Origin of the sequence: Pseudomonas syringae pv. tomato str. DC3000 (assembly GCF_000007805.1) — a bacterium.
In the GTDB taxonomy this organism is placed as follows: domain Bacteria; phylum Pseudomonadota; class Gammaproteobacteria; order Pseudomonadales; family Pseudomonadaceae; genus Aquipseudomonas; species Aquipseudomonas avellanae.
The window spans coordinates 4897405-4920044 of record NC_004578.1 but is presented as its reverse complement, the minus strand read 5'-3'; the positions used below and the strand labels follow the sequence as shown (position 1 = coordinate 4920044).

The following is a 22640-nucleotide window of genomic DNA, read 5'->3' as shown; positions in this document are numbered from 1 at the left end:
TCGTGATTGATCAGTGTGTAGCCGGTGCCAGATCGGGGTTGCCGGTCTGGCGAAAAGTAATCAGCGTGATCAGCAGCGCCAGCACGGCCAGCACGGCGGCGGCCAATGGCACGCTGGTCAGGCCAAGGCCGTGGGCGATAACGCTGCCACCGACCCACGCGCCCAGTGCATTGCCGACGTTGAAGGCGCCGATGTTCAAGGTTGAAACCAGATTGGGTGCGGCCTTGCCGAAGGTCACCACGTTGATCTGCAATGCCGGGACCGCAGCGAAGGCTGCGACGGCCCAGAGGAAAAGGGTGATTTCAGTCGGGATCAGCGCGGCGCTGGTCCAGCTCAGCGCGGTCGAGATAACCGCCATCGACACGAACACGGCAATCAGCGTCGTCGACACACGGCGGTCAGCCATCTTGCCGCCGATCACGTTACCGGCTGTCAGGCCCAGGCCGATCAGCAGCAGGGTCCAGGTCACGCCTTGGGGCGATACGCCGGTCACCTCGCCGAGCAGCGGGGCGATGTAGGTAAACAGAGTGAACATGGAGGCTGAAAACAGCGCGGTCATGGTTAGCGACAGCCAGATACCGGCACCTTTGAGTGCAGCCAGTTCGGCGCGCATGTCGAGCTTTTCTTCGTTGCGGTTGGTCGGCAGGTAGCGAATCAGGCCGATCAGCGCGATCACGCCGATGACGGTGACCGCCCAGAAGGTCGAGCGCCAGCCTGCGTATTGACCCAGCGCGGTACCCAATGGCACGCCCAGCACGTTGGCCAGGGTCAGGCCGGTGAACATCAAGGCCACCGCCGATGCGCGACGGTTGGCAGGCACCAGTCCTGCCGCCACGACCGAACCGATGCCGAAGAATGCGCCGTGGCACAGTGCAGTCACTACACGGGCGAACATCAGCACGTTGTAGTCACTGGCCAGCGCGCAGAGCAGATTGCCGATGATGAAAATTCCCATCAGCGTGACCAGCGCGGCTTTGCGCGGCAGTTTGGCGGTGGCCATGGCCATGAACGGTGCGCCAACCGCCACGCCGAGCGCGTAGCCGGTCACCAGCCAGCCAGCGCCGGGGATGGAAACGCCCAGGTCGGCGGCAACGTCAGGCAACAGGCCCATGATGACGAATTCAGTGGTGCCGATGGCGAAGGCGCTCAGGGCCAGAATGAGTAGCGAAAGGGGCACGGGGCATCTCCGGGAAAGCAAAAGGTGAAAAATCAGGTCGGGTTGTTCAGCTCTTTGATCAGCGCCTGCACGAACGCTTCGATGACTTCTTCGTTGCGTCTGAAGAAGTGCCATTGGCCAACTTTCTTGCTGCTGATCAGGCCGGCGCGTTGCAGCGTCGCCAAGTGGGCCGACACGGTGGATTGGGACAATCCTGCGCGCTGATCGATCTGGCCGGCGCAGACGCCGTGTTCGATCGAGTGTTCCTGCGCAGGAAAAGTCGTGCGCGGGTCCTTCAGCCAGGTCAGGATTTCTCGGCGGACCGGGTGGGCCAGGGCTTTTATTATGTCGTCGAGGTCGATCGGCATGTCGTTCTCACAGGCGGTGTAGCGATATATCGCGATAGGGCGAACCTTATATCTGTATTTCGCGATATACAAATATGATTTTGTGCTTAGAAGCAGACAAATCGGTATATCGGGTTATATCGATATATGGACCGGCAACCCGAAAGCGGCGTAGGCTTGGCACCATGAACTATCTGGCGCATCTTCATCTAGGCGGGCATCGGCCCGCGCAACTGCTCGGCAGCCTGTATGGCGACTTCGTCAAAGGTCCATTGCCGGGGCGTTTTCCTGCGGAGCTTGAAGCCGCCATTCGCCTGCATCGGCGCATTGATGCCTTCACCGACAATCATCCGCTGATCAAGGCATCGATTGCTCGTTTCCCGGCCCAGCGGCGTCGGTACGCAGGCATTATGCTCGATGTTTTTTTCGACCATTGTCTGGCGCGTGACTGGCACCGTTATGCGGACATGCCGTTGGACGCGTTCACCCGCAAGGTCTATGGCACGCTGGCTACCGAACCGCAATTGCCCGAGCGCCTGGCGCTGATCGCACCGCGTATGGCCGCTCAGGACTGGCTGGGTTCGTATCGGGATTTTGCGGTGCTTGAGCAGGTGCTGAACGGGATATCCCGACGCCTGTCACGACCCGAAGGGCTGGCGGGCGGCATGCAGGAATTGCAGGCGCTGTACCAGCCCTTGAGTGCCGATTTCGCCGAGTTCTATCCGCAACTGGAGGCGTTCGCTCAGGCCGCTCTGGCCGGGCGCGAGACCACTTCAGCCGGTTGAACCGGTTTGCCGATCACGGGTTCACCAAACAATGCCATCTGCACGGCCTGCTGGGCCTTGAAGGCCAGGGCGGCGCGTTCCTGATCCGCCGTCGGGATCGGCGTCAGTAAATGAATGTGCACGTCGCTTTGCTCGTTGGCGAACAGCCGACGCAGGTGCGACAGCAGATCATCGTCACCAATGAACGGAGCAATCGGGTCCGGCTTGCCATCACGCGAATAGCCGATGGCGACCGGCTGGATCGGCACACCCGCTTCGATGGCGCTGGACAGCAGGCGACCGTGGAAGGTGCGCAGGCTTTTGCCGTCGGTGGTGGTGCCTTCCGGGAAGATCAGCAGTGCGTTGCCTTGTTGCAGGTGATTGCACATCTGCTTCTGAATCAGGCGGCTGTCGCCCGACCCACGACGAATGAACAGCGTTCCGGCTTTCAAGGCCAGCCAGCCTGCCACCGGCCAGGTCCGCACCTCGGCTTTGGACAGAAACGACAGCGGTGCGAGCATGCCCAGCAGGGCGATGTCGGTCCAGGACACATGGTTGCTGACCCACAGCATCGGCTGGCTGGGCAGTTCGCCAGTCACGGTCACGCGAAACGGCAGGGCATTGGTCAAGCGCGCCATGAACCAGCGGCTCCAGCGCTGCCTGCGTTCCATCGAGCCGCCGATTCTGGTGCGTTCCAGAATCGCGAACGTCCCGGCTATCGTCAGCCCGAGCGCCACCACCAGCAGCACACGGATCACGCGGGCATAACCGCGTAACCGGCTCATTACACTGCCGCCTTGAAGTGGCGGGCGTAGCGCGGGCACAAGTCGTCGCGCTTGAGCAGAATGAACACGTCGGCGACCTGAAAATCTTCGTCCCAGCACGGCTCGCCGCAAATCCTGGCACCCAGGCGCATGTAGGCCTTAAGCAGCGGGGGCATCTCGCAGATCACGTTGCTCGGGATGTCGAGCGTTGGCAGCGGGTTCTTCGGCTCGGCGCGCAGGTGTTCGTTGCACAGGTAGCGTTCGCGCAGGCGCTGCATGATTGCGTGGGCCTGAATACCGCCGTCCTGCATCGGGATGCTCGCGCAGCCCATAAGGTAGCTGTAGCCGCCTTCGTTGAGCACTTCGGCCAGTTCGCTCCACAACACCGCGATGGTGCCGCCGTTGCGGTAGGCCGGATCAACACAGGTGCGCCCCAGTTCCAGAATCGGGCCTTGCAGATGCGCCAGGCCATGCAGGCTGAACTCTTCTTCGCTGTAAAAGCTGCCAAGCGTGTTGGCTGCCTTATGGTCGAGCAATCGCGTGGTGGCCACCAGACGCCCGGTGTTCAGATCGCGAACCCCGATGTGCGAGCAGTGGATATCGTAGTCGTCGATATCCAGGCCTTGTTCAGCACCCTTGAGGCGGGCGTTGAACTCTTCGCTGAACACACTGAAACGCAAGGCCTGTGCTTCCTGCAAGGCGCGCGCTCCAATCAGGCGTTCGGCCTGAAGACGACGTTCAGAAGTGTTGTCACGAATGCGGGCGATCTGGGTCATACGAATCTCCATGAGCCAGCCTGCAGGTGTGGCTGGTTGACTGATTTGTCCAGGCGCTTTGCCGTAGTTGCAGGCTAGGGAGATGGCGTGTCATGGCTGTGAAGCTTTGGTGATGGTTATGTGACGAGAAACGCTGCGGCCATTTCCTCTGCTTCAGGTCTTGAAGGTTGCAGGGCGGCGCAGATTTGTGACGCAGAGCGTCACGCAAATACATTCCCACTGTAGCGTGAGGAACGAGCGGTGTTCGAAGGATCACCATCGTGCCCATGCTCCGCGTGGGTATGCCGTTCTGGACGCTCTGCGTCCTCTCCCGAGGTAATGGCTGACTGTCATGAAACGCTGGTACGGTATGCGGATTATTCTGTAGAGGCCCTGTCATGCTGCGTAGATTTGTCCGCCTGTGTCTGGTTCTGATCCTGGGTTTAAGTGCCCAGGGCGTCGTTGCTCAAACATGGCCGACAGAGCAATGGTCCTCTCAGCCTGTACCGCGATCGGCGGCAATCGAAGAACTCGAGGCCTACGCCTTCCCGCCCCGTGACGAGGCCACGCGCAAAGGCATCCGCACCGATGCGCTGCTGGTGATCCGCGACGGCGAAGTAGTCTATGAGCGCTATGCTGGCGTCACCAATGCCCAGACCCCGCACCTGACCTGGTCAATCAGCAAAAGCATCATGGCCACTGTGCTTGGCGTGGCCTTCACAGAAGGGCGCTTTCAACTGAGTGATCCGGTCGCGAAGTTCTATGCGCCATTCCAGAGCCATCCCGATATCACCCTCACGGATCTGATGCACTGGGCCTCAGGTCTCGACTGGCAGGAAGACTACGAATACGCACCGCTCAACTCCTCTGTCGTCGCCATGCTCTACACACGGGGGCGTAACGACATGGCGCGCTTTACCGCCGAGCATGCCGCAGCCGGACCGCCGGGCAAGGCGTACCTGTACTCCAGCGGCGACAGCACGGTGCTGGCTGCTGCATTGAAAAACATGGTCGGGCCACAGGCGTACCCGGATTATCCGTGGACCGCGCTGTTCGACCCGCTCGGCATTCGCAGTGCGGTGTGGGAAACCGACGCCAGTGGCACATTTGTCGGTTCGTCCTATGCCTACATGACCGCGCGCGATCTGGCACGCATTGGCCTGTTGATGCAGCGTGGCGGGGAATGGCAGGGGCGGCAATTACTCAACAAGGAATGGATCGATTTTGTGCTCAGGCCCTTCGCAGGCGAGCAAGTGGACGCGGGCGTTGAAGTGCCCGGCGGCCAATGGTGGCTTAATCGTAGTGCCGATGGCGGCAAAGGGCCGTGGCCGGATGCGCCCCCCGATACGTTTGCCGCATTGGGGCATTGGGGGCAGGCGCTGTATGTCATTCCCAGCCAGAAACTGGTGATCGTGCGCTACGCCGATGACCGTGACGGCACCTACAACCACAACCAAATGCTCAAGCTGACACACGCTGCATTCGGCAAGGAGGCTGGCCAATGAACAGCCGTCGACTCTTCATTCTGCGTCGCCCGTTTAGCAGCCTGCTATTGCTGATTGCTGCTGCCCTCGCTGTGCTTGCCTGGCAGTACCGCGTGAACCTGCAGGCGTTCCCGACCATCATCAGTGCTTACACCGCCAAGGAGTATTGCTCGTGCCGGTACGTGATGAACAACCCCGAAGCGTATTGCCGCAGCTACGCCAAACAGTACGTGCCCAGCATCCTGACGGACGACGCCGCGCAGAAAAAAGTCGTGGCCAGTGGGCTTGGGCGGACCAGCAGCGCGTCGTGGCAAGGTGAGCGGCAGGGCTGCCGCCTGTTGCCGTCAACGCCGTAAAAAAATCAGGCCGAACATAGCGGTTTGCCGGAGGTCTGACAGGCGGTAAGGTAGCCGCCAATCGCACGTCTGGAGTTTGCATGAACAACCTGAATCGCCTGCTGCTGGTCATGCTGGCCGCAGTGGCGTTACCTGCCCATGCGAGCTGGTACCTGGATAACGAGTCGTCGCGACTCTCGTTCACTTCGACCAAAAACGCCGATATTGCCGAAGTACATCGCTTTCTGGTGTTGCACGGCAAGGTCACCAGCAAAGGGCTGGCTGAAGTGGAGGTCGAGACCGAGTCGGTCAGCACTGGCATCCCCCTGCGTGATGAGCGCCTTCGCGAGCAAGTGTTTCAGGTGGGCAGGTTCCCGGCCGCACAGATCAGCGCTCAACTCGACATGCGCCCCATCAATGCCCTGGCGCCCGGCGCGCAGCTGGAACTGCGCTTGCCGCTGACCGTCAGCCTGCGCGGCAAGAGCCACAGCTATAACGCTGAACTGCTTGCCACGCGTCTTGATGAGCGTCGCTTTCAAGTGGTCACCCTGGAGCCGCTGGTGCTGCATGCTCAGGACTTCGATATGGTCCCGGACTTCAATGCCCTGCGCAGTGCAACAGGGCTGTCGGCCGTCAGCCTGTCGGTCCCGGTCGGGGCTGTCCTGATCTTCTCGGCGCGCTGATATGAACGGTGCGATTTTTCCGTGGCGTGAAGACAGCCGCTTTCAATTGCTGATTGATGGCCCGGCTTTTTTCCCGCGCATGATTGCAGCCATCGATCGCGCAGAGCAGCAGGTCGATCTGGAGCTGTACCTGGTCGAAGCCGGGGCCTGCGCCGATGCGGTGGTGCGGGCGCTGGTCGAGGCGGGCAGGCGCGGTGTGATCGTGCGCTGCCTGTTTGACGATTTCGGCTCGAAAGCGTTTGATGCCGGGCTGCGCAAACAGCTGACTGACGCAGGCGTCATCCTGCGCTTTTACAACCCGATCCACTGGCGGCGCGGCGTGCGCAATTTCTACCGCGACCATCGCAAGATACTGGTGGTGGACAAGGCCCTTGCCGTGGTCGGCGGCACCGGTGTAACCGACGAATTCTGGGAGCCCGACAAGGATGTCAGCCAGTGGCACGAGGTCATGGTGGAAATCGCCGGGCCGCTGGTGCTCGACTGGCAAGCGCTGTTCGACCGTCAGTTTCACGCCAACGCCCGACGCTTTGCCTGGCGCCCGAAACAAAACTTTGGTCTCGATCACCTGCCCAAAGCGCCTGTCACTGGCGAGGGGCTGGGGCGGGTAGCGTATGCCGACTCCCGCCAGCACCGGGACATTCTGCAATCGCTGGTGCGCACCCTGCACAGCGGCCAGAAACGCATCTGGCTGGCGACACCGTATTTTCTGCCCACCTGGAAAGTCCGCCGCGCATTGCGCAGCGCGGCGGCGCGTGGTGTCGATGTACGTTTGCTGCTGACCGGGCCGCGCACCGATCACCCGTCCGTGCGCTACGCCGGTCACCGCTACTACCCGCGCCTGCTCCGCGCCGGGGTCAAAGTCTTTGAATACCAGCCGTGCTTTCTGCACCTGAAAATGGTCCTGATCGACGACTGGGTAAGCATCGGCTCGTGCAACTTCGATCACTGGAACCTGCACTTCAACCTGGAAGCCAACCTCGAAGCCCACGATCCAGGCCTGACCCGGGACGTAGCCGCCAGCTTCGAAAAAGACTTCGCCCTGAGCACCGAAATCACCCTGGAAGACTGGAAAGCCCGGCCCCTGTGGCGACGCGTCAAACAGCGCCTGTGGGGCTGGATTGACCGGCTGGTGGTTAACTTGTTGGATCAGCGTAATTGAGGGGGTGAGCGGGGCTGGCTTTGGCCCCGCATTGGCATCTCCTTTTTATCGACATCGAAACGCGCCCCCCGGATTGAGCGCGTTTGCAGGGAAAAGGACGGAAAGTGGGTAACGAAAGGAACGACGGGCCAAAGCAGGAAAGCCTTAATCTTAAATTCAACTATAAGTTTTTCTTCTGGTTGCTGGTCTCGATTGTGGTCTTAAAGCTGACTCTGTTCGACTATCTGGACAGTAGGTCGGGCGCTGACGAAGTGGTGATGAAGCGTGAGCTGCCGCAGGGTGACTGGCTTTACATCACACGCTACCTTGCACCCGCGACAGATCTGAATACATTGCGGTTTTACATTAGTAAACGCCTTGAAGGCAGCGATTCGGAAGTGTTGAAGGCATTGAACGAAGACAGTCTCTTCCTGCTGACGGACAGCGAACTGAGCGACGTAAAGATTTCTGACACACCCAACGGTGTGGGCGTAGAGGTAGCGGGCGCTGTTTATCAGTATTTCAGCAAGCAGTACATTAGTGAGGGCGAAACGTTGAAGAGCTATCGGATTACATTGAATCAGCATGATGTGTCCCCGCCCTATCGATAATGTGCGGGACAGCATGCCTCTAAGGAAGGTCTGAAGTAGGCATCGATTTTTGACGCTCTCATGGCCTGAGGTTCAAAAAAAGCTCGCCCGATCAGATAATTAGACGTTTTCCGCTCTTAACTCATCGATTTTCCTTCAAACAGCACCTTTCCAAGGCGTTTTTCCGCATTACAGGCGCACCTCTCCCATCGCCAGCAGCCGTTTTCGCACCATCCAAAGGTTCGACAAGGCAAACAGAGTAGCCTGTTGCGCGGTGTTTTTAGCCAGCCCGCGAAACCGGACTTTCGTATAACCAAACTGGCGCTTGATCACGCGAAACGGATGTTCAACCTTCGCCCGTAACTGGGCTTTCGTGAACTCGATTTTGCGATAGACCCGTGCGATCAAACTTTTCTCGCCATGCTTTTTATAACGGCTTGGGCGGGCCGCAATTGACCAGATCATCTGACGATCCTGATGCTCCGCACGCTTGTCCACGCCGGTGTAGCCCGCATCACCGCTGACATAGGTTTCCTCACCATGTAGCAATTGATCAACCTGAGTCACGTCCGCCACATTCGCCGCAGTACCCACCAGGCTATGGACTAAACCCGACTCGGCATCGACGCCGATATGCGCTTTCATGCCGAAGAAATACTGGTTTCCTTTCTTCGTCTGATGCATTTCGGGATCGCGTTTGCCGTCCTTGTTCTTGGTCGAGCTCGGCGCATGAATGATCGTCGCATCGACCACCGTACCTTGGCGCAGCATCAAACCTCGATCACCCAGATAGCCATTGATGACCTGCAAAATCCCGCCTGCCAACTCATGCTTTTCCAACAGACGCCGGAAGTTGAGAATCGTGGTTTCATCGGCGATTCGATCCAGACTCAACCCTGCGAACTGGCGCAGGATCGTTGTCTCGTAAAGTGCTTCCTCCATCGCCGGATCGCTGTAACCAAACCAGTTCTGCATCAGGTGAATACGCAGCATCGCCATCAGCGGATAAGCCGGACGGCCACCTTCGCCCTTTGGATAATGTGGTTCGATAAGGGCAATCAAGCCTTTCCAGGGCACAACCTGATCCATCTCGATGAGAAAGCGCTCGCGGCGGGTATGCTTACGTTTACCCGCGTACTCGGCATCGGCGAAGGTCATCTGTTTCATCAGGGAAGCTCGGTGAAAGGTGTTGGGGTATTTTGCCAAATCAGGAAACCTTTTTCAGAGTTTCCCTAACTAAAATAGCCTGTGCAGCGTTTGCTGGACAGGCCTGAGGTGTGAAGAGAGTCGTTAAGGCTGTTTGATGTTCTTCATGTAAGTATGATTCTCCCTGTGAGGACTGACGTCATTTATAGTCTTGCATATAGGTATGGTTCGGATCTACGACAGTCTTTTTTGTCAAGGCATCCAGTTCCTTGCTGTGGTACAGGTCCAGGCACTTCAAGAGATCAAATTTCACGCCTTTGATCTGTGACTCAGTCAACGGGTTTGTGTAGTCTCTGGCAAGGTATTTTTTGACCAGCGCCTGGATTTCGTCAGGACCCACCTTCCAATCGTAGTTTGCCCAGTCTTCCATCGCGCTGACGCTGCTACCCGCGTCAATTCCGATCTTCACATCGTAGGCGTAGGCATTCGCTATACAGTTGGCAAGAACCAGGTCCTTGTAGTTCTGCGCATAGCTTCTGTGCATGCCTTCGGGTGAAGAGGTTGGGGTGTATGCAAAACCGTTGGAAGTTACGGCTGTGAAAACTACGGTTGTGATTGCAAGAGATAGCCTCATTATACGTAACTCCATTTGCTGTCTACGGTTGCTTGTAGTCTTGCACGTCGGTATGTGTGGGATTGATTACTGCTTTTTTTGTCTGAGTATCCAGCTCTTTGCTGTGGTAAAGATCAAGGCATTTGAGCAGCTCAAATCTTACGCCTTTTATCTCGGGCTCAACAAGCGGGTTTGTATAGTCTCTTGCGAGATAGTTGTCTATTAGCTCTCTAGGTTTTTCAGGGCTTATTTCCCAATCATAGTTAGCCCACTCGCGTAACGCAGTGACGCTACTGCCAGCGTCAGTCCCGACGTTGTCACTATGTTTGTACGCGCTCGCAATGCAGGTGGCAAGAACCATGTCTTTATAGTTTTGCGCGTGGGTTCTATACATTCCTTCTGGCGATGCTGGCTGAGCAGGTGCGGGGATATTAAAAGCGGTAAGTGTGAGGCAGATTAGTGTGCTCTTAGAAGGTGATTTCATTAAGTAAGGCTCAAGGAGTTTTCTGAGAGCTTGGTGAACGTGAAATCACTCAAGGACGTCCGACCCGACGAGGCACCTCCTGAAGAACTCGCCGTGGCTGAGGTGCTTTGGTGCATGCCGAAACCATACCCGGTGATCTCGATGCAGTCCTTGTAGCGGTCATCCAGCGCTTCGCCTGGAATGCCTTCGATTTTGATGTACGCATCAACTGCCATGTTTCAAATCTCCAAGTTCGATCGGTCTTACGTTGCATACAGGTTTCCATATTTTTCAGTAGCGTAATCTTTATTTTTATCGAACGTGGTGGTCAGCAACCTTTGGTGTTGACTGAAATATCTCTACTTTTTGTCAGAATGGTCGTACAGACTCTTTCGACCTCTGTGCATTGTCAGGGGGCTACCTTGTAAATGAGAGCGGGCTTGCTTTGAGTTGTGGTTGCAAGTACCGAGTGTTGTTAATGTTGGGGGCGGTGGCGCGAGTCTACAATTTAAAATGATTGATGGGTTTCACTCCGAGCGTAAAATGGCTGATCGGATCCAGTACGGGGTCTATTTGGCGCTGCACCCACATTGCCTCCATTTGAAACTCGGTCAGTGAAATACTTGTCCCTTTACCGATCGCCGTTTCATTGAGGTAGAGGTCTAACAGGTGAGGAGTGCTGGATTCAAGCCCAGAGGTGATGCTGAGGGTTTTTGTGTTCATAACGTATTGGTTTTCTACAAGGGAAGGTAACACTCCAAAGAAACCCAATGATTTTGACACGGTCTCATATTGATATCGAATAACATCGCTCGCATGGTAGTCATTCGATTTGCTGGCTTTAAAATTGGATTGAATCATCCACTTTTCGGGTGTGTAAGTGTTCGTGAATTCATCAACGTTATTCCAGTGTCTGGATGTTATTTCGTAGGGTTTTTTGACAGTGTCATGATCATGATTGAATAGTGTTGTAACGATGCCGTGGCTCATCCATGAGCGCTCATTCAACAAGTCTATACGCTGCTGCAGGTTGGCATTGTAGTACCAGGCAGGTGCGTATGCGTACCCTGCTCCCAGGAACCTGGGAGGGTCATTCCACAGCGCTCCGGCTCTGGCGTCCGCAGTCACTTGATCGTTAGAGGCTTCGGATAAGTAGGTGTCTTTAAAGTATGAAGGAAGGGCGGGTTCGTTTGGTGCGTATGCTGCGGCGATTCGCTCGCCTACTCTCCCATCTTTGTCTATTAACATGACGGGGTTGTTCGATACGAAATTATAGGCGTTCAACCCATCCACATCCCCCGCCGGATCCGGATTGATCCACCGCTGCAGCCACGGCGCGTAATACCTGAACCCGTAATAATAAAGCCCGCTCGCATCGCGCTCCTTACCCGAGTAACGCACTGTCTTGTACTTCGCTTCCACCGCACTGCGCGCCGCCCACCAGGCCGTGCCACCAAAGGGGTAATAATTTTCCTGGCTGATCAGACCGCCTTGCTGATCAAGCTCCAGCGTGCTTGAGCCCAGATGATCACCCAGGCTGTAACGCACCTGATCGTTCGCAATAGAATCCGGTTTTCCAGCCTCCCAGTGCAACACCCGCACACTGTTGCGACCCGCCTGAGTTGTAACGACATGAAGGATTTCGCCATCGGCCGTAGTACGAATTTCCAGCCCCGGCAGGTAGCGCACTTCATTGATCAGTGTGCGACCTGATGCCTGAGCAGTACTGATCAGGCGACAACGTTGACCCTGGCCGTCATAGACATAGCGTTCGTCATCGTTCGACCCGTCTTCACGTTGCACAGTGGTGATGTGCTGCAACTGATTACGCGCATCCCAGCCCATAACCTGCCCGCGAACCAGTTGCAGCAGATTGCCGTTGGCATCAAAACTCGTAGCGAAATCCACGTCTCCGTCATCGTCGGGCAGGCTGCGATTGCTGTCCGGGGCAACGTGCATGTTGCGGGTGAAGTTGTGTGCGCCTTCGTGGCGCATTTGCAGCAGATTGCCTGCAGTGTCGTAGCTGTAATTCTGTTTGTAGTTGCTGACCTGGCAAGGATCGAGCGTCGGCAGAGGTTGCAGACCGGGCAGCGCCGGACCATGGCTGGCACCGTTTCTGACCTCCCGGCCAGTGGCTTCAATCAACTTATACACAGTGTCGTAACGGTAACGGCTGATCGGTTCGATAAGCTGGTTGTCGCAATACCGGTCTGGTTGCGAGGCATCGTTGACGAGCAGGATATTGCCCACCGGGTCATAGCTGTAATTGAGTTGCTGCAGCAGCGTGCCGTCAGCAGAGATCGCGCTCAGCCCGATCAGCCTGCCGTCCTGCTGATCATAGGCGTAAAGGCTGACTACGCCATTGCCCGCTGTTTCCTGTTCGACCTGGTTGAAGGCGTTATAGCGAATCGCGCTGACCAGCTTCCGCGCGTGCATGCTGTCGTTCAATATCAGGTCTGTGCTGTGCAGCTGACCGGCCAGATTATGAGTCGAAAGCTGGCTATTACCACTGGCATCGGTCTGCTTCAGCACTTCACCTTGTGCGTTGAAAACGCGACAGGTCTGAAGGCCGGCCGGCTCCACCAGCTCATTACGATCAGGCTCGGCTGATGGCCAGTCCGCTGCTTCTGCGGCAAGCATGAAATGTCGTGTTTCACTGAGTACCGAGCCATGCAGGCTGTAATCCTGCAGCAAGCGCGAGCCCGCCGTATCGTCATGGCGGACCAGTTGATTGCACTGGTTGTGTCCTGCCGCATCTGTCTGGCCATAGGCGAACCGCTCCGCGCAGCGATTTTGTTCGATGATGTTTCTCAGGCGTAACAGCAGGTCGTACTCTAACTGCCGCTCGTTACCGCGAGCGTCCCAGCCATTCAAGACCTGGCCAGCCTCGCCGAACAGCGCAACTCGCCAGCCGGCATCGACACTCTCGGTGGCCAACGTGTTGCCGCCAAGGCTGTAGACAGTGCTCCGGTTGGCGCTGGCCAGACGTGGATCAGTGGCGGCGATCATTCTGCCTGCCAGGTCGAAACGCTGCCGGGTAACCCGCATTGCGGCGGCTTCCGCGGCTTCGGTTCGATGTAAGAGGACCTGGCGCACGACCAGCCCACGAACCTCGGAAACGAGCAGTTCCGGCGTGTGGGAATGTACCGCGCTATTAACCATGCTCGGCTGCCTTTCTCGCTGCCAGCACTTCCTCGGCCGTGTCGTTTTCGTCCTCACTGATGGTGTACCAGACTCGATAGGTCTGTCGGCGCATCCAGCCTTTGGCGGTGATTGTGATGGTCGGACGCCCCAGCGGGTCGTAGAACTGTTTGTCGACAATGTTTTGTGAGCGTATCGATGCGTCGTTCACATACAGATGACTGTTGGCGAAATACGGCCGATAAACGCGCACCGCCAGGCCTTTATTGTTGTATTCCACACGTTCACTGATACGCCAGCGCGGTGATGCGTGGACAATTTTCGGCTTACCGTCGACCAGTTCCAGATTGCCCCATTCATCGACTGAATAGGCGTCGCCGTCCTCCACCTTTTGACGGGTTTGCAGCGTGCGACCGAAGCCGTCTATCGACGCCATGCTGATGCGGATCTGCTTGTCCAGGTCTTCCGGGTAGCGGTCTGCAACCAGGACAGCGGTTGCCAGCGGGATGTGGACCAGCCCCAGAACCGTGTTGCCGTCGTAATAGAGCGCGCTGGCTTGCCTGCCCAGAGCGTATTCGGGTTGCAGCGCTACCTCGCCGGCAGAAGCCCAATAATGCCCGGCGCGATTGAGTGGAGGAAAACCGACTGCCTCACCCAGTTCCGTGCCGTAAAAGCTGGTTGCCCATACTCTGCCGAAGGCGTCGTAATCAGCTTCCTGACGGTTCTGATTGGGGTCGATGATTCGTTTTGGTTGCAGCACACGATAATCGTATTCAGCGGTAGTGACGCAGTCTGCCGGGTCGGTGATGCGAGTTGCGAACAGGTGGTAGGCGTCGTATTCGACGAGACTCCAGCCGTGACTGCGCGTGGGCCTGAACTGAGTGGGATGAAAGAAGTGCTCCTGACCGGCGTAGGTGGCGAAGCCGCGTTTTACCGACCATAGATTCAGGCTGTCTGCTGGCAGAAAGCTTGGCATCTGCTGATAACCGATCTCGACGAGTTTTTCGGCCAGAGTGACGCTGTCCATGACCCGCTCATAGGCGCTCAGTGCATGATCATCCAGTTCAGCCGTTTCAACGGCGTCAGCCAGCGCCTGAAAGGACGCCTCGCCATCGCCGCAACCGATGTAGCGTTGCACCGACAGACTGGTGAGCGTACGTGGCAAGGTTGCGAAGGGCCCGGACGGATCGGCGAACTGTTCGTAGCTGATCTGCGCAGGCGTCAAGGCGCTTGCCGGAATGAGCATGGCGTCGCCGCGTGTGCGGTAAGGCAGCCCCAGACGCCAGCTCTGCGGGCTGTCCAGGTAAATTGCTTCGGCGTGCATTTCATTCAGGTAGAACTGTTGCTGGGCGTCGTCGTGTGACGCCTCCCACCATTGTTGCTGGTGAGGGTCCGCAAAGGGTGGCGCGTCACCCGGTTTCTTGCGCCGGGCATAGTTGACGCTGACTGAGTGGAGCGTCGAGCCGTAGCGGTCCCACGCCAGGTTCAGGCTGTGTTCGCACATCGGGTCCTCCAGTTCCTCGGCCTCGTAACGATAGGTGATGACTTCCAGGCTCAGCGGCAGCATCGACGCGTAGGGTCGATGTGCGCTCAATGCTTGCAGTTGGCGAACCAGATAGCGGCATGACCGGGTCGAATACAGCACTGTGGGACGTTGACTGGCGTCGAGCCCAAAGACTTCGCTGCGCAGTACCGAGCCGCTCAGCGCTCGCGCCATTTCCTGCAAGGTCGCGTCATCCGCATCCGTTATTGGCTGCTCTGTCTGGGTTGCGGCGTCGAGTCGGGACAACACATGCTCGCCGGGCAAGCGTGCCAGGAGATCGCTGCGGTCATGGTCGGTGCAGGGTCTGGCAGGATAGCGTCCGGTGTGGAACCAGGTCTTGTTCAATACCGGAGCGGTAAAGTCTTCCTGATCCTGCGACGACGTTTCGGTGTCGGTCTGCAGGAGCAGGCCGAAGCCGCGAAACTCGCGTTCGCGAGGGTCATAGAAACCCTGCCGATAGCGGAACAACTGAGTCAGCGTATTGCCAGTGACCTTGTCCTGCATGGTTTGCCTGACGACCACATGAACCGGGAACGGTAATTCCGAGACAGCAACGCTGCCTGCGGCCCGCAGCTCGTTTTTTTCGTCCAGCCATTCCTGCGCCGAACTGCGATAGCTGACTTCTCCGGCAGCACCGAGATTGTTGTCCGAGGCCTTCAGCAAATAAGGTTTGCGCACCGAGCCTGCCCGGTCCGCCGCGTAGTAAAGGCTCCAGTGCAGTGGCGCCATGTGCGGTACGGTCAGTACCAGGCTGGAGAAACCGAGGCCCAGCAGATCGACCGCACTGAACTGACAGAACCGGTCATAACGCACGCCCTCCGGCCAGCGCTGATCGAAGGGCGCGGCCAGCCCGTTGCCGCCCCGGTTCATGAAGACCTGAAAGCCATCGGCTTGCAGGTACAGCACGTCACTGGCACCTGAACCGTCCAGGTCGGCCAGCCGCACCTGGCTCGAATCAAAGGCTTCATAGGTGTAGGGCAGGGTGGCAAACAACTGGCCCTTGCCGAACCGGCCTCGGCCCAGGTTTGGCCAGACGCGGATTTCGTTGTGCCGGATACGGATCAGGTGTTGTTGCCCTGTGCCCAGCAGGTCGCTGAACGCCACCAGTTCAGTGGAACTGTCGCTGAGCAATGGCAGGCGATCCTCGTCGTGAGGAATGTCCGTTGCTGCGGCGAATCCATCGGCTCGACGGTTGGCGTACAGGCGAACGCTGCGCGGCCCGATCAAGGCCAGATCCGACAACCCGTCGCCGACCAGATCCGCCATCTGGCCTTGCGGGTGGAAAAACTCTGCAGGAAAAGCCGAGAATGTGGCGTAGTTCGACCAGCTTCGATCAGGGTTGAGGGTAAAGAATCCGGCCATTCCCGGCTGGGCTACAACCCAGTCCAGCCGCCCGTCGCCGGTCAGATCTGTGAGGGTCTGACGTACCGGTGTGGCTGAATCAGCCGTGGGGATGCGGGGTAGCGGTTGACAGGCTCCGTAGGCAACGGCGTCCGCTCCGCCAGTGGTATCACGGACCGGTTCGCGATAGAGCCAGGCCTTGTCGTCTCGGTACAGAATGCCGGGCAAGCCGTCGCCATACAGATCGACCAACTGGTATTGCTGGCCGTCATTCAGGCCGGCCATGGGCTCCAGTGGCGTGTAGATGCCCGACTCAAGACTGAAATCGGTGTATTGAAATTGCACAGGAGGTTGCTGATCGACGCGCCGCCAGTCCGTGCCATCCCATGCCTGCGAATGCGCCGCGCTCAGCAGGTTGTAGCCGAGCGTTGTCTGAAGGTGCTCCAGCAGCAGTCGCCGGGTCAGCAGCGGGGCTTCTCCGAGTTCATTCGGGAAGTGATGGAACATCAAAACCTGCCGGCACAGGCGCAGATTACCCAGCTCAAAACCATAGGCGAAACTTGAATGCGGATCACTGCGCACCGGCCAGGTAAATTGCTCGTCGTATTCCGGGGGCGGCTCACTGCGGGTGTCGCGCTGGTCATAGTCGAATATCAGGTCGAAATGCCACAGCAAACCGTCCAGCGAATCTTCCTGCCACAGGTAAAGTACGTAGTGCGCCTTGGCATTGCCGTAGCGAACCCGGCTCAGGTAGCGTTGGGCGCGGAAGTTTCTCGGGTGATCCTCCGCCAGGCCCTGATGGTCTTCGGGCTTGTATTCATAGAGGATGTGTTCGCCGATGGCATTCATGCTTTCATCCAGCAACCATTCGGCAACCCGATTCATGTCTGCCGGGTCGGCAATGCGCGACGAGGTCCTCCTGCCATAAAGGTTCAGGCTGCCGTCGGCACCGTGAATCAGCCAGAAGCCGGGATCTGCAATGTCTACGCGCCAATGCTCGATGCGCAAAAAGGCCCCTTCGACTCGGCTGAAGTAACGCACCACCTGATAAGTCGCATTCAAATCATGGTCGTTGTAGCGACTGACCTGAGTCGAAACCAGCGCGCCGCTGTCGTCACGTTCTGGCAGGCAGACATCGCCTCCGGGGCCGAAAATGAGGTCATCGTTGGCATAGGTCGGTACGCCCTTGCTGGCACGACGCGCGACTTTGCTGGTGTTCAGGTTCCAGCCAAGTCCGAACACTCCGTTGCCGGAAGTGCTCTGATAACTCAGCGACAGGGCGGGCGCGTAACCGCGTCCCGGGCTGATCGGCAGAGCGACTTCCAGTGACGCCGCGCCGCTGGTACCAACGGATCCCCAGCCCTTGCCGATGCTTTGAATCGCGCCACCGCCTTTGGGTAATAACGGGGTGGCAACAGCCGGCTGGAGAGATTGCGGCGATTGATTCTGCGATTGCGATTGAGCTTCCATGACGCTTGATCCCTGTCGGTTAACGACTTTTCGCCGTGTAGCGCATGTGCACGATGATGTCGGTGATCGAGTCGATCATGTCGCGCTGCGATGCCGGGTTGGAAAAGCTCAGTGTCCAGCGCGAGATCGCACCGGTGCCCTCAAACGGCAGATAGCGCTCGTCGTCGAAATTGAAAACGAACAAGCCGTCATCGTCCACGCCGGTAGACAAGGCGATTTGCTGGCTGGCACGCATGTTTTCTTTGAGCGGCCCGTCAGGCTGGGCGTCCATCTGCACTGCGCTGTACGACTGGGTCAGGGTGGCGCGGATGTCCTGATAAGGCCCTACCGTGGCTGGCAACGACACACTGATGCGCTTGATGCGCCGCAGGTAGTGGCTCGGGTAATCCTCGTCAAGCATGGCTCGGGTGATTTCGAACTCGGCAATCCCGTCTTGCGCCAAGCGCTCGACCACGGCATCCCAGCCGTGATTAATCCCCGTATCATCTCCCTCTGCTTCTGGCAGCTGGCGCACCGAAACCGTTTTGACGATCTCCATTTTGCGCTCGTTGCGGGCCATGTAAGCCGCGTCCATGCGCAGCAGATTCAGTTTCAGGGCCTCGCCAGCAGTCAGGCCGCGCCAGGCATCCTTCCAGGCCGCGGGCTGGATGAAGGAGGCCGAGTAGTCGGCAATTTCATACTGCCAGCAGGCTTGCGTCGCCAGGCACAGTGAGAACGTGGCGTCATAGGCCTGGTAGTAGAAGGTCGAGAACTGCCCATTGAGCCATTGATAGAGCTGGCTGTTTGTGAAGCGTTTGTTGAGAAATGCGTAAACGGTCTCGGCCTGTTTTTTTGCCTCTTGGGCCTGACGCAGTTGTAATGCGGTAATGCGGGCCTGGGCATCGTGGAGAGCCAGTTGCAAGATGATCTGTTCGGACTCGAGCAAGGCCTGATCGCGCGCGTGCTCCCATTCCTGGAGGCGCCGACGGAACATTTCCGTGCGCTCCAATGCGTTGCCTATGGAAGAATGCAGTGTGGCGGAGGCATGGGCGGCGATGGACACCATCTCCGGCACACCTTCCAGACGGAATCCGCCAGCCGCCGCCCCCCCGGCAGCGCCCACAGCCATACCGCCGGTTGCTCCAGCATGAACACCTATATGATTGGGCGCTACTTTCAAGCCGGAAGCCACGGCGCTTACCGAGTGGGCGACGCCTTCGGCAATCCGTGCAACGAGTTGTTCAGCACCAGCGGCGACTTCCCCCGCACTGACATTTTCATCCGCCAGCTGTCCGTAAAAACTGGCCCTGGCGTCAACCACGGCCTTGCTGGCCTCCAATGCCTTGCGTGCCTGAACTTCGACTTTTTGCGCCTCAAGCTGCAGGTCAATGGCGTACTGGGCGAACTCCCAGACCTGCTGCTGTTGCAGCTCCATCAACTGCCCTTGCTCCTTGCGCTCGATGATCGACAGCAAGGTGAAGCCGAACTGGATCAGGGTCTCCACCGCCGCGTTGGCTCTGGCGAACATGACCGGGTAGCGATAGTGCGGCGTTTCCTGAGCCAATAGGCTGCCTGCACCGCTGTCGGTCGCGCCATTGGCGTAGGCCGCTAGCAGTGCCCTTGGGTCCAGCGGTGCAGCGAACAGCGCCAGGGACAGTGGCTTGCCGTCCAGCGTCATGTTGTGGCGCAGGTTGTACAGGCGCGACTCAAGCATGTCCCAGTATTTGACCAGCTCCGAATTCATCGGAAGGATGAAGTGATCGCTGTCTTCCTCGTTCAATGTCGGGTCGCTGCCGAAGGTGCTCAAGCGCAGAGACGGTTGGCTGAAACTGACAGTGGCTTTGCCATCGTTGATGGCGGCGCTGATACGTACCTGTTGTTCCTGCTCGACAAGCTGCTGCTCGAAAGCCCGCAGCCCCGGACTGGTGGACGCTGCCAGATCGCCCAGTGCCATAGGCATCCATTGGCTGGTCAGTTTCACATCCGGGCGCGGCCCGAGCAGATCGAGAATACGCACATACCAGAGCTTGGCTTCGCCCAGACTGTCGGGCGTCAATTGCCGATAGGCCATGTCGCCCCGGTCGATCAGGTTCTTGATGTAGTGGAAATACACCGCTTTCTGATAGCGCACCGGGTCACTCGCCGCGATACCGTCCGGGTCGATAGGGGCGCGCAGAAAGTAATCCGGGTCCGGCACTTCCACCAGTGGGCGAACGTTCCAGTAAGCCGGTGCGTCGCCTGTTTTTTTACGGCCCGGTTCGAAGATGAACCCGAGCCAGCGTTCGGCATCGGTGAAGCGCTGTTCCAGATTCAACCGATGGGAGATCATGAACGGCAGATGCAGAAACAGCTCCCAGAAGTACAGACCGTTGGCCCCTTTGAAGTCCATCAGGTCGGGGATGTCGTCTTCATCGATCGGCGGCTCCTGCAATTGCTGGGTGTCCCAGGACAACAAGGCTTCGAGCGCAATGTTGGCCTTGTTGATCAGCTCGCGGGCGAACAGCGTGTTCATGCGGATGGGGTCGCGGGTGTCGGTGGTCGAGTTGTCGCTGAACCGAATGCTGGAGGCGGAGAAATCGATGTATTCGGCGATCCCCAGAATGGCATTGATGCGTTTGTTGATTTTGGGGGAGACGGGGTCGCTTCCATCAGCGGTTGCCCACTCCAGCTCTATTTCGGTGGATTTGAGGGCGTTACCGATCCAGACCGCGGGATTAACCGAGTTGACGCCGATGCCATGAGTGATATAGAACTTTTTCGAGCCGCTGATGAATTGAGTTTGCGGGAGATTTGGCAGAAGCGTGGATTTATCGAATGTAATGGTTGTTTCGTAACGGCTCGGTGCTGTAATGCTGCTGGTCGGAGGTCGTGCGGTCAGGTGCTTTTGCGAGTCGTTGTGGGGGAGGTTCATATCCAGTGGGTAGCTGAACCATTGAGCGAATGTATATTCCTTGGCGCTCAGAACCTGCCCCTCTGCAGTAGTATCCAGGCGGTCGCTCCAAGTGGGGGCTTCAATTATGATGACGCCCGATCTTATAAAGCCAGGGTGTGCTTGATTATAGAGTAGCGCGCTGATAACACCGGATTTGCATTTTCCATTTTCGATGTTTTTTACTTGGGCGGTGCCGCTGATCCGGTAGTTTTGAAAGTTTTCATCGAGCAGGAAGTCAAACATATTATCATCGGTAGCGTCGGAAGTGACGAGCGTGAAGTTAATCTTTCCTGCCACTGATTCGGTAGTTGATATAGACAGTGTTGATCCACTTTTTAAGGTGGCGAAGGTGGTCGTCAAATAGTCAGGCTCAACAATAAGTTTAAGTGCCCAACTGCGACGTTCTACCCTGAATGTCAGTAAAACCTCCAGATAATCATCGCCGCGGATATCGTTATTCAGCGCCGTGGACAGTGTGATGGACGAAGCGTTGAGGTTCAAAACGGGTTGAAGCGCCCCCGTCATATCGGTAATCGTGTTCTGGTGGCCTAGACAGTTCCACCATGTCTCGCCCCCATTGGGTGCTGTGGTCAACGATGACTTCAACCGAATATAAAGGCTCCACGTAAACTGAAAATTCCCTTTGTTCTTTAAAGCAAATGCCCAGCAGGTCTTGCGCACGCGAGGTTGCTCCAGACCCAGGTCTGCCTTGTCGGAAACGGCGTCTACATAGTTCGCAACTGGAAAAGCTGGCGTTTTGTTGAAATTCTTGTCGATAAAGGCCGTGTGCAGAAAGGCATATGTCGACGTTGAGCCATCAGTGTCACCGGGCGTCAGCGCTTCACCCGCATACATGGCGATAAACAGCGATTCCGGGGAGGCCGACACATCGAAGATGGCAATACTGTTCAGGTCGTTTTCAAGGTTGACTGCCTTGCCTGCCCGGGTGAAGACATTGGGTGTTGTCACGTCCATGTAGATTTGTGGCGCACTCCAGGAGTCGTCATATTTTTTATAGGAAATATTCAACACCAGGCGCACATTGGGGGTGATCACCGTAACGGGGGCTGTATCGCCGGGTGGACTGATGGGGATACTGCCATCGGCACCTGGCTTAACGGTACCGGCGGGCAGCGTAACGTCTACCTGTTCGGTAACATGAACCAGGTCCACCCACGTCACAAACAACCGATTGTTGAAATACACCGGGCGAATGGTTCTTTCCAGTGTATTGGCATTGATGCCGATCTCGGCCCGCTTCCAGTCGGACCAGGCACCGGGTGTCGGATTATCGAACTTCGCCCCTTCAGTGCCTTCCTGGTACGCACGCTCATTCATGTCCACCGTGCGCCAGTAATAAATGTTCTCGGCGCGCGACTTACCGATAAAGTAGTACTTGCCTTCTGCGAATCGGTCGCTGTCGATGTAGCCGTTGATGATCGTCAGGTTGGCGACTTCTTCAAAACTGGCCAGGTAGGCTTTTACCGCATCTTGCGCCGTGTCGACATTGATCCTGTTCTGATTGATGTCGTTTTCCAGTTGCGTGAAGTAGCCGGATTTCTTCAAGCGCAATGCCGGAGAAATATAGATTTCCGGATACAGTGCCAATTGCATATTGGCCGCCCAGATCGGGTATTGACTGCTGCGTTCACGCCACTCGACAAAGCGCGCTTCGGTCGGCAGCAGCGTTTCATAGCCCGGCTCCATGCCCAGTAACGTGCCGTTGATGAGCTGCTGCAGGCTGCTCATTGCCGATGCGACATAACTGGTCTGGACTTCATTGCTGACCTGATTGTCGAGCAGAAAAAACTCATACAGGTCATTGGCGGTTTTCAAGCGCTGGTCCAGGCCCAGGCGCTTCAGCATAGGGTCGTTGGGTACGACCTCACTCAGATAGTAAGCCACCAGCGCATCGCGAAAAGATTCGTTGAGCCGGCTTTCAAGGGTATCGGACATGATCAGGCCTCCATGGCATTGAACAGGTTAATGCTCACGG

The 22640-nt window shown here is 57.5% G+C and carries 16 protein-coding genes and 1 pseudogene; 6 read left to right on the top strand and 11 right to left on the bottom strand.

All coding sequences use genetic code 11. The features are described 5' to 3' along the window. Positions 1-10: 10 nt before the first annotated feature. The gene (locus PSPTO_RS22585; protein ID WP_011104979.1) at positions 11-1177 is read right to left on the bottom strand and encodes an MFS transporter; all 1167 of its coding nucleotides are present in this window, start codon (positions 1175-1177) and stop codon (positions 11-13) included. 32 nt (positions 1178-1209) lie between these two features. Then, positions 1210-1524 (bottom strand): ArsR/SmtB family transcription factor, encoded by a 315-nt coding sequence (locus PSPTO_RS22580; protein ID WP_011104978.1) that lies wholly within the window; start codon positions 1522-1524, stop codon positions 1210-1212. Positions 1525-1688: 164 nt separating this feature from the next. Here PSPTO_RS22580 and PSPTO_RS22575 point away from each other — a divergent pair, with 164 nt between their 5' ends. Further along, positions 1689-2288, top strand: coding sequence for an ACP phosphodiesterase (locus PSPTO_RS22575; RefSeq protein WP_005768620.1), 600 nt, complete (start codon positions 1689-1691; stop codon positions 2286-2288). Here the strand turns inward: PSPTO_RS22575 and PSPTO_RS22570 are convergent. Both PSPTO_RS22570 and olsB read right to left on the bottom strand, forming a co-directional pair. Then, entirely contained in the window at positions 2246-3052 is an 807-nt protein-coding gene (locus PSPTO_RS22570) for a lysophospholipid acyltransferase family protein (RefSeq protein ID WP_005768622.1), read from the bottom strand. The genes PSPTO_RS22575 and PSPTO_RS22570 overlap by 43 nt on opposite strands. After that, the gene (gene olsB / locus PSPTO_RS22565) at positions 3052-3807 is read right to left on the bottom strand and encodes an L-ornithine N(alpha)-acyltransferase (RefSeq protein WP_005768625.1); all 756 of its coding nucleotides are present in this window, start codon (positions 3805-3807) and stop codon (positions 3052-3054) included. Before olsB ends, PSPTO_RS22570 begins: the two co-directional genes overlap by 1 nt. 377 nt (positions 3808-4184) lie before the next feature. On the opposite strand from olsB, the gene PSPTO_RS22560 reads away from it, so the two are divergent. From PSPTO_RS22560 to PSPTO_RS22540, 5 genes are all read left to right on the top strand, one after another. Further along, positions 4185-5291, top strand: a complete 1107-nt coding sequence (locus PSPTO_RS22560) for a serine hydrolase domain-containing protein (RefSeq protein ID WP_010218977.1) — start codon at positions 4185-4187, stop codon at positions 5289-5291. Then, entirely contained in the window at positions 5288-5626 is a 339-nt protein-coding gene (locus tag PSPTO_RS22555) for a hypothetical protein (RefSeq protein ID WP_011104977.1), read from the top strand. Before PSPTO_RS22560 ends, PSPTO_RS22555 begins: the two co-directional genes overlap by 4 nt. Before the next feature lie 80 nt (positions 5627-5706). Continuing rightward, positions 5707-6288, top strand: coding sequence for a YceI family protein (locus PSPTO_RS22550; RefSeq protein WP_011104976.1), 582 nt, complete (start codon positions 5707-5709; stop codon positions 6286-6288). Between the two features lies 1 nt (position 6289). Further along, entirely contained in the window at positions 6290-7447 is a 1158-nt protein-coding gene (locus PSPTO_RS22545) for a phospholipase D-like domain-containing protein (protein WP_007246215.1), read from the top strand. A gap of 104 nt (positions 7448-7551) precedes the next feature. Further along, a complete protein-coding gene (locus PSPTO_RS22540) occupies positions 7552-8037 on the top strand; it encodes a hypothetical protein (protein WP_011104975.1) in 486 nt (161 codons plus the stop codon). A gap of 168 nt (positions 8038-8205) precedes the next feature. On the opposite strand, the gene PSPTO_RS22535 is transcribed toward PSPTO_RS22540, so the two are convergent. The 7 genes and pseudogenes from PSPTO_RS22535 to PSPTO_RS22505 form a co-directional block, all read right to left on the bottom strand. After that, on the bottom strand, positions 8206-9183 hold the full coding sequence (locus PSPTO_RS22535; protein ID WP_007247571.1) for an IS5-like element ISPssy family transposase: 978 nt from the start codon (positions 9181-9183) through the stop codon (positions 8206-8208). A 178-nt stretch (positions 9184-9361) separates the two neighbouring features. Further along, a complete protein-coding gene (locus PSPTO_RS22530; RefSeq protein WP_046463667.1) occupies positions 9362-9796 on the bottom strand; it encodes a type VI secretion system amidase immunity protein Tai4 in 435 nt (144 codons plus the stop codon). A 22-nt stretch (positions 9797-9818) separates the two neighbouring features. Then, positions 9819-10259 carry a type VI secretion system amidase immunity protein Tai4 gene (locus PSPTO_RS22525; protein ID WP_032710803.1) on the bottom strand — a complete coding sequence of 147 codons (441 nt, stop codon included), beginning with the start codon at positions 10257-10259 and terminating at the stop codon, positions 9819-9821. A 29-nt stretch (positions 10260-10288) separates the two neighbouring features. Continuing rightward, a pseudogene (locus PSPTO_RS22520) lies at positions 10289-10474 on the bottom strand (type VI secretion system tube protein Hcp); the annotation flags it as partial. A 265-nt stretch (positions 10475-10739) separates the two neighbouring features. Beyond that, entirely contained in the window at positions 10740-13400 is a 2661-nt protein-coding gene (locus PSPTO_RS22515) for an RHS repeat-associated core domain-containing protein (RefSeq protein ID WP_011104973.1), read from the bottom strand. Beyond that, entirely contained in the window at positions 13393-17733 is a 4341-nt protein-coding gene (locus tag PSPTO_RS22510; protein WP_011104972.1) for a SpvB/TcaC N-terminal domain-containing protein, read from the bottom strand. Before PSPTO_RS22510 ends, PSPTO_RS22515 begins: the two co-directional genes overlap by 8 nt. 19 nt (positions 17734-17752) lie before the next feature. After that, on the bottom strand, positions 17753-22600 hold the full coding sequence (locus tag PSPTO_RS22505) for a neuraminidase-like domain-containing protein (RefSeq protein WP_011104971.1): 4848 nt from the start codon (positions 22598-22600) through the stop codon (positions 17753-17755). Between the last annotated feature and the right edge of the window lie 40 nt (positions 22601-22640).

Excerpts from the sequence above, each read along its gene's own strand:
- PSPTO_RS22580 (WP_011104978.1), bottom strand. The coding sequence starts at position 1,524 with ATGCCGATCGACCTCGACGACATAATAAAAGCCCTGGCCCACCCGGTC.
- PSPTO_RS22575 (WP_005768620.1), top strand. The coding sequence starts at position 1,689 with ATGAACTATCTGGCGCATCTTCATCTAGGCGGGCATCGGCCCGCGCAA.
- PSPTO_RS22570 (WP_005768622.1), bottom strand. The coding sequence starts at position 3,052 with ATGAGCCGGTTACGCGGTTATGCCCGCGTGATCCGTGTGCTGCTGGTG.
- olsB (WP_005768625.1), bottom strand. The coding sequence starts at position 3,807 with ATGACCCAGATCGCCCGCATTCGTGACAACACTTCTGAACGTCGTCTT.
- PSPTO_RS22560 (WP_010218977.1), top strand. The coding sequence starts at position 4,185 with ATGCTGCGTAGATTTGTCCGCCTGTGTCTGGTTCTGATCCTGGGTTTA.
- PSPTO_RS22555 (WP_011104977.1), top strand. The coding sequence starts at position 5,288 with ATGAACAGCCGTCGACTCTTCATTCTGCGTCGCCCGTTTAGCAGCCTG.
- PSPTO_RS22550 (WP_011104976.1), top strand. The coding sequence starts at position 5,707 with ATGAACAACCTGAATCGCCTGCTGCTGGTCATGCTGGCCGCAGTGGCG.
- PSPTO_RS22545 (WP_007246215.1), top strand. The coding sequence starts at position 6,290 with ATGAACGGTGCGATTTTTCCGTGGCGTGAAGACAGCCGCTTTCAATTG.
- PSPTO_RS22535 (WP_007247571.1), bottom strand. The coding sequence starts at position 9,183 with ATGAAACAGATGACCTTCGCCGATGCCGAGTACGCGGGTAAACGTAAG.
- PSPTO_RS22530 (WP_046463667.1), bottom strand. The coding sequence starts at position 9,796 with ATGAGGCTATCTCTTGCAATCACAACCGTAGTTTTCACAGCCGTAACT.
- PSPTO_RS22525 (WP_032710803.1), bottom strand. The coding sequence starts at position 10,259 with ATGAAATCACCTTCTAAGAGCACACTAATCTGCCTCACACTTACCGCT.
- PSPTO_RS22515 (WP_011104973.1), bottom strand. The coding sequence starts at position 13,400 with ATGGTTAATAGCGCGGTACATTCCCACACGCCGGAACTGCTCGTTTCC.
- PSPTO_RS22510 (WP_011104972.1), bottom strand. The coding sequence starts at position 17,733 with ATGGAAGCTCAATCGCAATCGCAGAATCAATCGCCGCAATCTCTCCAG.
- PSPTO_RS22505 (WP_011104971.1), bottom strand. The coding sequence starts at position 22,600 with ATGTCCGATACCCTTGAAAGCCGGCTCAACGAATCTTTTCGCGATGCG.